The sequence below is a fragment of the Weissella cibaria genome (assembly GCF_004521965.1).
GTDB classification, from domain to species: Bacteria; Bacillota; Bacilli; order Lactobacillales; family Lactobacillaceae; genus Weissella; species Weissella cibaria_A.
Genome location: NZ_SDGK01000049.1, coordinates 1 through 7,169, shown reverse-complemented (window position 1 = coordinate 7,169; position 7,169 = coordinate 1). Strand labels below are relative to the sequence as shown.

Annotated in this window: 10 protein-coding genes; all 10 read right to left on the bottom strand. The window is 40.9% G+C overall.

The window, feature by feature from the left end; all coding sequences use genetic code 11:
* Positions 1 to 16 precede the first annotated feature (16 nt).
* Positions 17 to 496 carry a VIT1/CCC1 transporter family protein gene (locus tag EST42_RS06885; RefSeq protein ID WP_134644799.1) on the bottom strand — a complete coding sequence of 160 codons (480 nt, stop codon included), beginning with the start codon at positions 494 to 496 and terminating at the stop codon, positions 17 to 19.
* A gap of 245 nt (positions 497 to 741) precedes the next feature.
* Complete coding sequence (locus tag EST42_RS06880; protein ID WP_134644798.1) at positions 742 to 1,428, bottom strand: YjjG family noncanonical pyrimidine nucleotidase; 687 nt, start codon at positions 1,426 to 1,428, stop codon at positions 742 to 744.
* Between the two features lie 261 nt (positions 1,429 to 1,689).
* Positions 1,690 to 2,631 (bottom strand): diacylglycerol/lipid kinase family protein, encoded by a 942-nt coding sequence (locus EST42_RS06875; RefSeq protein WP_134644797.1) that lies wholly within the window; start codon positions 2,629 to 2,631, stop codon positions 1,690 to 1,692.
* A gap of 1,007 nt (positions 2,632 to 3,638) precedes the next feature.
* Positions 3,639 to 3,992, bottom strand: coding sequence for a hypothetical protein (locus EST42_RS06865; RefSeq protein ID WP_134644796.1), 354 nt, complete (start codon positions 3,990 to 3,992; stop codon positions 3,639 to 3,641).
* Between the two features lie 346 nt (positions 3,993 to 4,338).
* Positions 4,339 to 4,641: a hypothetical protein gene (locus EST42_RS06860; protein WP_134644795.1), complete on the bottom strand. Its 303-nt coding sequence runs from the start codon at positions 4,639 to 4,641 to the stop codon at positions 4,339 to 4,341.
* A gap of 139 nt (positions 4,642 to 4,780) precedes the next feature.
* On the bottom strand, positions 4,781 to 4,921 hold the full coding sequence (locus tag EST42_RS10555; protein ID WP_167711158.1) for a glycoside hydrolase family 25 domain-containing protein: 141 nt from the start codon (positions 4,919 to 4,921) through the stop codon (positions 4,781 to 4,783).
* Between the two features lie 6 nt (positions 4,922 to 4,927).
* Entirely contained in the window at positions 4,928 to 5,359 is a 432-nt protein-coding gene (locus EST42_RS06855; protein WP_134644794.1) for a GH25 family lysozyme, read from the bottom strand.
* Positions 5,360 to 5,488: 129 nt separating this feature from the next.
* Positions 5,489 to 5,839, bottom strand: coding sequence for a hypothetical protein (locus EST42_RS06850; RefSeq protein ID WP_134644793.1), 351 nt, complete (start codon positions 5,837 to 5,839; stop codon positions 5,489 to 5,491).
* A 168-nt stretch (positions 5,840 to 6,007) separates the two neighbouring features.
* Positions 6,008 to 6,688: an ORF6C domain-containing protein gene (locus EST42_RS06845; RefSeq protein WP_134644792.1), complete on the bottom strand. Its 681-nt coding sequence runs from the start codon at positions 6,686 to 6,688 to the stop codon at positions 6,008 to 6,010.
* Positions 6,689 to 6,884: 196 nt separating this feature from the next.
* Positions 6,885 to 7,169, bottom strand: a 285-nt coding sequence (locus EST42_RS06840) for a transposase (RefSeq protein ID WP_209019483.1), incomplete at its 5' end; no start/stop codon positions are given.

Genomic DNA, 7,169 nt, shown 5'->3' with positions numbered 1-7,169 from the left:
GGAAACCCCCGCTTTTCTATAGCAAATAATTTAATAATGCCCCAATGCCATAAGCAACGCTGGCTGCCACGTACCCAACTAGCAACGTTAACCTAATCTCAGCACTCTTTGATTTGTTGGTCAGTTCGGCTTTGACCATCCCCAGTAGTGCTAAAGCCACCCCCACAATTAGGAACGAAATCGGAAAAGCCACGGTTGGACTGTGAATCACAGCATTTACAATTAAGTAAGCGCTCAACGGGATTAGCCCAAAAACATTAAAGGACAAAAATGTGGCCACCCCATCCTCAACCGCAACACGTTTTGTTTTACCGGCCGTTGCAGATAAATAGGCGCCTGCGGCCATTGAAAATCCATCGGCCAATAAGTTAGAAAAACCCAAAATGATAATAACCACATTTGAAATATCTCCACCTACTGAACCAGCAACGACCGCAAACGTGGTAATAATACCATCTAATCCGCCATACACAATTGGTGACGCAAAACGTTTCATGTTACCACCTCCTCAACTGATTCACTATTTAAATAAGGATACCGCGTCATGAATTTTAGTCATGTCGGTCGTATCAGCCTTACCGTATTTTGATGCGTAAATAACTACCCCATTTGTTTGTTCCATTAGTATCCCCTCCTAACATGTTTCTTTATTAATTATTATATGCCAGGTGTTTGACTGTTGTATGCTGCCAAAAAGAAAACCATCCACTTTATTTAAGAGGATGGCTTGATATTTTTGAATTATCGACGAATAATGTCTGGAATTATGTCTAAATGATTAACTTCGTATGTCGCCTGATACGGCGTGTTGTTTGCCACTCGGTGTAAATTGACCCAAAGCGTATCAAGGAGATAACGGTTCCCGCCCTGAATATCCGATGCCAGGCCATCGCCGATCATAATTGTGTTGCTACGTTTCATAGCCGGTTGCTTATTAAAAATTGCATCGAAAAACTCCCTGGCCGGTTTAGCATGGCCAATTTCATCCGATGTCACCATATCATCAAAGTACTTCATAAACCCGGTATGGGCCATGCGCTGTTCCTGCGTGTGTTGCTCCCCATTCGTACCAGCAATTAATTTATAACCTTGTTTGGTTAACTTTTGCAAGAGTTGCTCGGCGCCATCCAAAACGTAGTAATTCTCATTTAAATATCCACGATACTCTTTCTCAAGTGCAACACCATCAACGTCACGGCCAAATTGATCAAACAAAGTTGCAAAACGTGTATTGTGAATCTGATCCTTGCTAATTTCCCCACGTTCAAAAGCCGCCCACAACCCGCGATTAATCTGTTGATACTTATCAAAAGCTTGGTGAACATCCGACACTTCATGGTCACGGAAAACATTCAATAAACCAACTTTCTCGCCTTTTCGAAAATCCAACAAAGTATCATCTAAATCAAAAATTAAATGCTTATACACAATCACGCCCCCATTTTCATATTTTCAGTGTAACAAAAACAGGTAGCCAAGGGGTATCTGTTTTTTAAGTTGTTAATCCTCGTGCCAATCCCGATTAACATATGCATACGTTAAGAGATATAGCACAAGCGTCGTCGCGAACAACTCCAAGAGCGTTGCCATACGAATGCCTTCTTTCAAAAAAATTGCACAAAAACTTATTTAACCAGTGTAACATTGTTTTTTCACAATTTAATGAAATGCCCAGAATTCAGATCAATGTTACCAAAACGAATAAGGCTGCGTTGTCGCTACCATATCGAAGGCCCGCGAGCCAAGCACTTCACCGTCCGCATGGCCAAATTCTAATCGCGCTGTTCGAATGCGAATTTGATCAGCCGTAAAGCGGTGCACTTCTTTGTACTGATAGTGCTTATCACGCATCAATTGCACTAGAATGACGAATAGTTTGACAAAAACTTTGGGACGCTCAATTATAATCAAGTCAATTAGGCCGTCTTTTTCATTAGCATCCGGCATAATTTTAATGCCCCCACCAAAATACGGATGATTTGACAAAGTCAGTAAGTAGCCACGATTAAAGTAATGACGACGCTGATTAACATCTAACTCGATTTGAAAAGTATCCTGCAGACTAAACGTCTTGAAGAGTGCTGATAAATAGACCAGTTTACCCAACTTTAATTTATTCAAAATTTTCTTATGTGTGGATGCGTTGGCTAATTTGACCGTTGTCGCATCCAAACCAATGCCCACATTATTCACGAAATAGCGGTGTTCTCGCTTAACGGCATCAACATATTCACCAATGTCAATCTGCTCTGGCGTATCTGCGGCGACGTTGGCCATAATCCGTTTGAGACCCGCAACCGGGTCAGTTGGCAATTGGCGGGCCCTTGCAAAATCATTGCCTGACCCTGCGGGAATATAAGCCAATGGCAACTGATTTTCAGCTCTGTACGCCATAGCACCATTTATCGCTTCATTGAGCGATCCATCCCCGCCCACGATGACAAGTGTTTGATCCGAAGCCTGTTGATACTTTGCAAACAAGCGTGTCCATTCTTTAATATCACCTGCGCGTTGCGAAAAGCGCACCTCAAAGTCCGTCGATTGCTCCTTCAGGTACGATTCAAGCACTTGCCAACTTGCAACGGCTTGTCCTGAACTCGCCGCCGGGTTGACCAAAAACGTAAAATGCATGCTATCGTCATCTCTCTTTCATTTACTCCATTAGATAGTATACAAAATTCATACGATTTAGTCAGTAACATCCATAACTCATCATTATTCCTTCAAAAAACCACACAACCCAATTGGGACGTGTGGTCTGTTACGTAATTAGTGTGTTGCACTACCCCAGAACTTTTCTTTGTAAGCATCACGAGATTGCTTTTCTTTGTTATAGCGTTCAACGTTCTTCTTATAGAAGTCTTCATTCCTTTGTATATCAGCATTTTAGCAAATTAAGGTGCGAAATAGATGCAAAATACAAAACAAATAAAAAAGCCCGTCCAAATTAAGTGCAATCGCACCTAGTCCAGACGGGCTTTAATTATTTTTTTAGAAATATACTAAATGTTTTTATTTTTTGGTATCAATTGGTATAAGTTTACAGTTGGAAATTGTAATGCTGAATATTTATTACTCATTAGTATTTAATAGATAGAAATATGACAAATATCACCCAAATATCGTGCATAAAACGACTTGTTTTGGTCGTATATGTGCAATATTATGCCTGCGTATTGTTGGCGAGTGACCAAATAACATGTCCCTAATAAAGGTAGGTAGCAGAATCGATTTGACCATTTTTATATCTTTCATGTTGATTTTCGTACATAAGTTATGTTACAAAAACCGCGTAGGTCAGAATAAATACCCTTTTCAATTAAATGCCTATCATTGGTATTGCTTGTAAATATAATTATGAGTATTTCTGATGTTTAACTGTTACATTTATTGCAATAACCATACTCTCATAGCTAAATAACTCCCAAGTTTAATTGCTATCTTGATAGCTCATCTAAGTACTACCCGCTTACTAATACCTCACGAGATGAGCTATTGGAATAATGAAAGGCCCTGGCCTCATTATGAGGCGTACCCAGGGACTTTTATTATTAAATCAGCGACCTAGATATCAATGTCAACCTGCCACTTGTTTAGGTACCTTATTCCTTTATCAAACTTTTGTATCAAGGTACCTTTTAAAGACGATACGACAATAAGGGTGTCGGCAAATCTAGTTGTAATTTGTCCACCATATAAGTACTTAAAATACGATAATGAGTTTTAGCAAGATAATTTGATTCGTCATACATCTCCCACATCATAGTCTCTCCTACACTAATATTTGCCGCTGTGTCGTATGATACAACAACTAACTTCTCGTTCTCTAACTCATATAAATCAAGGCCCACTACATAGTCATTAATGGCTGGTGCCGCATGTAAATATTGATTAATCTTATCTCCTGAGTGTTCGTCATTCACGTTAGCGTATAAACCATGACCGAATGATTGCCGGATAGTGTTGATCGCACTAAGTAAAATGTTATTCATTTTTCTTACTCCCTTATTCTAGAACATTTAATTTAGATGATATAGTTTATTATTACTCTGCTGCTATGCAACATATTGAATATTTCGAATCCACCATCAAAATACTCCATTCATAATACCAGTAGACAATTAATTGGTATTATTCAATTTGTATTGGCCAATAATCTCATAATCGTAAAATATACTACTAATAATGTAATGGGCTGTCGAACACAAACTAGTATAACGCCTTCACCTGTTAAAGTAAAAAAACTACCGTGCGAGGAAGTTAATCCATATCCAGCGGGCTTTATCTATTTGAGACCCTCATTATTGATGGTCGCAAAACTTGTCACAGTCGACTAGTTTATTTATTCAGTTGTTCAACTAGCTTGTTCAAACTCTTCGGCGTTGCGTTCTTAACATAGTAGGTTCCATCGTTTCCAAAGTCCCACTTGTATCCCTTCCACGTTCCTTGACCTTGCACCAGCTTGCCATCACCATCAGACCAGTAGTACATTCCCCATGAGTTAGTCCATTTGGACTTGATTAGCTTACCGTTGGCAAATGACCAATAAGCCCCCCGTGTGCTTTTTGATGCCGTTGGCCTTGTGCTTAAACGACTTGTCCGTGTACCATACGCCATCCTTTGATCATACTGTAGCGCCATCACCAGGGTTCTTTTTAATCACTGCTTGGTCAGCAGTGAAGAAGTTGTCATACAATTGGTTAACGTCGAATCGACCTAGTGACATTGGGAAATAACCATTTGAACCCCATTGCCAAGCATGTTCCGTGGAGTAGTAGTTTTAAGTTGAAGTTGGTGTGTAAGGATATGAAGCAATCCATGACTTTTCACCGTATGGCGTTACTTCAAGATGCGAACCCATAGTGTAAGCGGTGATACGGAACCCGCCCTTAATCTGAGCCTCATTTTCGAACGCTGTCACAACCGCTTACATATTTACATCCATTGCCATTTGTGCTGGTTCTTCAACATCAGCCACCAAAACTGCCCCTACAGGCAAACCGTCAGCCTGTGCCATAGCCACAGCATAATTGGCCTCAGCAATCACACCAGCTACCGTTGTTGCATACAAATAGTGATACCCGTTGATATACAATCCTGCTTCTCGTGCAGCTCGAATGTTTCCGGCAGCAGTCCAGTCATGATAAATTGTAACTTCTGAAATCTTGGTTACAATCGACTTCACACCATGGTTGTTTCGCATATCCACGAACTCAGGCGTCGTCATTTGTCCGTTGTGGTTCGACACGTCCACCATGTCAGTTCGTGGCGTATCTGCATGCACCGTATGATCACTAACAAGCGTTGTTCCAAACAAAAAGGTCGCCCCAACGGCGACCAACTTCATTGTTTTATTCATTTTACTTCCCCGCCTCCTTCATCTTTTCAATAGCCTCATCAATCTGCTTAGCGGTTAACCCGTTCTGAAGCCCAACCAATGCCCATAATTAAAAGCGCACTAGTTGATGCCAATGAACCTTTGAGTAATTTATTCATGTGGTTGTTCCTCCGTTGTTGATTCTGAAGTTGTTATTGCCTGAACTTCTGCTGGACTTGCTGATGGTTCTTCAGGAGCTTCAGTGATTGGGTCTGGCACATAGATTTCTGCGTCAGCCACCATTTTCTTAATCTTAGCCAAGCCAAGACGTTCCCAGTCCTTCGTGTTGTCAGTCAACCCGATTCCATCGGATTGTGTTAGCGTCATCTTACCACCCAAATATTGATCGAATTTTTCTGAATTACGGATTGAATAAGGTAAGATTACCTGTGATAGCTGAATACCCGTACTGCTGTTATTTACTTGAATTTGTGGTGCGTCAAAAATTACTGATACTGTCATTATTTTGTCCTTTCATGATACCCATTAAATATTGGCAGATACTCATGTTCTACCATCTGTTTTTTTGATCAAAATATGTTCTAGATACTGACAGCAACCCCGCCGCTTCGTCAGCGTTAATAAGGAGCTTATCGTTCACATCGAACGTTGGTACTGCTTTAGCCATTCCTACACCTCCAATAGTGCTTGTTCATTCGTTCCGTTGATTGCAAACGTCAACACCTCATCCGGTTGCCAGTTTTGAGTCAAACGCATTGCTTCATCGAACTTCGACAATGGCAAGCTGGCGAACTCGCTAACAACAAAACGGTCTTTAATGACGTTTACAAGTTGACAGTATACTGCGTTGCGCAACTTCTTAGTGTTGTAGGCTGTTCCGTAGTAACCGCCCATCACTTCAACAACTCGCTTGTTGCGTGCCTTTGTAAATCGCTTACGTAAATCATTAGGCAGTCCAAACTGTTCCTTTAGTTCGGCAAACTCACCACGCAACTCTTGTTGATCCTCACTGACTCCCTTCAATGCTTCGAATTGCGTTTCTAGCAATTCCATTGGTGTCATTGGCTTTGCTTGATAACCACCAGTCTTGCGAATACTTGGCAGTACTTTGTGGCGTACCCAACGCATAAATTGCTTGGCTTCTGTTTTACGACTAGAGCCGATGAAATTATATAAGCCCGGTTCGTTGATAACATTTACCTCACCTTGACGGCCTAAGTTGAACTTAGACCGTTCATCATCGTCTAGTGCCTTGCTTGACATAGAGACATTAGAAAGTCCCAGTACATTAGCTACATCAGTTGCTACAAACCAAACTTCATCATTAATTTCTACCGTCCGAACATTCATTTGTTCAAACCCGGATTATTCATGCACTAAATTTTTAACCACAGCTAAATCAGTAAAATACGATAAATCACCTTGAAACTGCCAGTACCTTGGCACGGCTTCAGGGTGTTTTTTTCGATTGAGTGTTTTTTGAGAAAAATGGGCACACTAAAACCAGCCAGATTTTGCTATTTTTTTGAAAATCTACTTCGTTGTTTTATTGCCACAAAGCATTTAGTCGTTCCCAAACTCGCCAGAACAGACCATCGAATTGTTCTTGGATGCGGCTATCTAGCGTCAAGATCACCTTGCGGGCGTGCTTAGTGACACGTCCCCCGATTTTTAACAAACGGTCTCGAAAGGTGTTGATTGTCCACGATTGTTGCTGGTCGTCCAATGTAATACTCTTCATCAACCGTATCAAGTTTGATGCAATTACTGAGATCCACATGCGCGCTTTGTTGGCGAAAAATGAACTGCTATCGGTTTTACCGAAGGCAAA